This is a genomic window from Candidatus Competibacter phosphatis, from assembly GCF_012939995.1.
Taxonomy (GTDB): domain Bacteria; phylum Pseudomonadota; class Gammaproteobacteria; order Competibacterales; family Competibacteraceae; genus Competibacter; species Competibacter phosphatis.
Genome location: NZ_SPMZ01000118.1, coordinates 1 through 2,536, shown reverse-complemented (window position 1 = coordinate 2,536; position 2,536 = coordinate 1). Strand labels below are relative to the sequence as shown.

The following is a 2,536-nucleotide window of genomic DNA, read 5'->3' as shown; positions in this document are numbered from 1 at the left end:
ATTCAGCACCGCCCAAGCCGATAAGCCCCCCTAGGGCACCAATGACAGCCCCGCTTCCAAAAGTAAGCGGCTTACTTTGGTTCATGTTCGACCTTGAGTTTAATAGACAAAATGTGCCGAAACGTCCCGAGTCTCGCGTGCGGCCTTCCGATTTTAGCGGCGTCCCTCCCCGTCTCGGCCGTCTGAGACGGGACAAAACGAGGAAGGCCGCGCCCGATTCACGCCGACGGAATCTCGAACGTCCACGGATCGAACGTCGCCACCCTGGTCGGCCGGAAATCCGTCCCGTTCCGGGTCGCGACGATCAAGCCATGCGTCAACGCCGTCGCCGCAATCAACGCATCGCGCTCCGAACGCGGGTCGGGAACGTGCAACCGGGCGCAACGGCGCGCGACGGCGACATCGACCGGCAGCATCCGCTCCGAAAACGCCGGCAACACCCGCTCCTCCAGCCAAGCCCGCAACAGCGCCCCCTGTACCGGATCGCGGCGCTCGATCCGCAGCACGCCCCATTCCAGCTCCAGCACAGTGATGACCGACAGGAACAAGCTCACGACCGGCACGCTCGCCGCCCACGCCACGACATGCGGATCGGCCTTGCCCGCCGTCGCCCGCCGCAGCTCGGACACCACGTTGGTATCGAGCAGGTACATCACTCCAAGTCCGCCGGCCGCAACGACGGACCGCGCCAGCGGGGCGGCTCGAACTCGATATCCGCCGCCTCTGGCATCGCCAGCAGCTCGACAAGACTCGGTCGATCCCCCCGTCAAGCGCCGGTACTCCTCAATGGTCAGCAGCACATGCGCCGGCCGGCCTCGGTCGGTGACGAACACCGGCCCCGCCCGCGCCGCCTTCTTCGCCCGCGTCACGTCCCGATTAAACTCCCGACTGGAAAACGTCGTCACCGTCATCGCCTCGCGCCCCGTGTTTCATGTAGTGATGTTACTACCCTAGCGCGCTTCACCCGCTACCGCAACGGCGCGCGTCGGTCACCCGGAAATCGCCTCGGGCAAGGTCATCGGCAAAACCGCCGTAGACGGCCTAGAACGGCCCTAGCGGCGTTTTTCTGGATCAGGGAGGGTATTTGCCGCCGCCACCCGCCCCGGCTCTGGAACGCGCCTTTGCCCGTCGCGGCAAGCTCTTGCGCACTGAATGAGCGGCGCACCGTTTCGGCTCGCACCGCGTTCAACAGCGCTACCGGCATCACGGCTTCATCGCGCTGCCCGATTCACCGCGTACCCTGTTTTTGCCACTGGCAACCGTTCGGTTTTCTCGAAACTTACCGTTCTCCGCGACCTGATCCGAAAACGGTTTTCAAGAACCCCTCGACCACACGGGGTAGATCCAACAGTCGTATCACCAGCCGCCATTTGAAATTAGTCCCTATTTGAACTGGATGTCGGAAAACAGTTGTTTTCCGACAGAGGTAATGACCAGGTATTCATGCGGCTTGTAGCCCTAAAAAATCTGTACGGAAAACCGTATCAGCCACCATGTGGATAACGGCATTGCCGGAGGCGGTTTCAAAGACAGGGCCGACCGTAGACGCGGGCGCATTCCTGCACCAGTAAGGGTGTTGTCATACCGCGCAAAAGGGTCCTCTTTCACGCGGTTACATGAGATAAATCAAAGTCTTATGCTTAACCTATTCTAAGCAAATAATTAATCATCTGTTTGTTTTTATAAGTTAAGACTTTTGCACAACGGATAGATCGTTTCTATATTTAAATTCGAAAAATCTTCAATTTGAAAAGCGTGAAATTTTCTGTTTCAAATTGAACTCCATTGGCGCTAAAAAAAAATAAACAATCTCCGCTAACTCTTTCATAGATAGGGATACCGTTGTGGTCCGCAAGAAATGGCACGGGAAATGCGAAATATTTCACCAAGGCAACGGTTGGTCAATGCACGCCTTCAGTGCTCAGCCCGAACCTACGTTCGCAGCTTCCTCAACCTTATGAATGAACTGAAGGAAAAAAGGATTGAACCCGGACCGACTAACCTCGCGCACTGGTCGCCACTGAGCTGAGCACACATCAACCTAACCGGCAATTACCACTGGGAAGTCGAGCCATCAATGGGGTCGGATCAATTCAGACCTTTGCGGGCCACGGATTTCGCCATGGCGGTTTAGGGTTCCGTTTCGTGTCTTCCCCTCTGAGGCGATGGGCTGCAATTTATAAATTCAAGCACATAACGTCTTTATTGCATAAACGTGAGTAGGGAACAGCATGGATAACAAACGCATGGCCCCTCGTAAACTCTACACAAGCCCGACTTTGAAGAAGTTTGGTAGTATCAAAGACTTAAACCGAACTAAGTTAGCTGTAGCGGTTCAAAAAACCGCACAATGAGCCCCACAGGAACAAAATGGCACGAATTTCCCTTCACCGGACCGTACCTCGGTCAAGGCGTAAGGTGGTTTATTCCTTTGCATTGTGTAGAAATGCGTAGCCGGTGAGCTGAGACAAATAGCCGGGAACTGTACGGGTACAGGTTTTCCGGTTGCTAAGTGGCGGCTGGTGACACGACTGTT

Annotated in this window: 1 protein-coding gene and 1 pseudogene; both read right to left on the bottom strand. The window is 55.9% G+C overall.

The features are described from left to right. Window positions 1–218: 218 nt before the first annotated feature. A complete protein-coding gene (locus E4P82_RS21375) occupies window positions 219–653 on the bottom strand; it encodes a type II toxin-antitoxin system VapC family toxin (protein ID WP_169250761.1) in 435 nt (144 codons plus the stop codon). Window positions 654–806: 153 nt separating this feature from the next. Then, window positions 807–911, bottom strand: a pseudogene (locus tag E4P82_RS23945) (type II toxin-antitoxin system Phd/YefM family antitoxin); the annotation flags it as partial. Window positions 912–2,536 lie beyond the last annotated feature (1,625 nt).

What these genes read in the sequence shown, in the direction of transcription:
- E4P82_RS21375 (WP_169250761.1), bottom strand. Translation starts at nt 653, where the DNA reads ATGTACCTGCTCGATACCAACGTGGTGTCCGAGCTGCGGCGGGCGACG.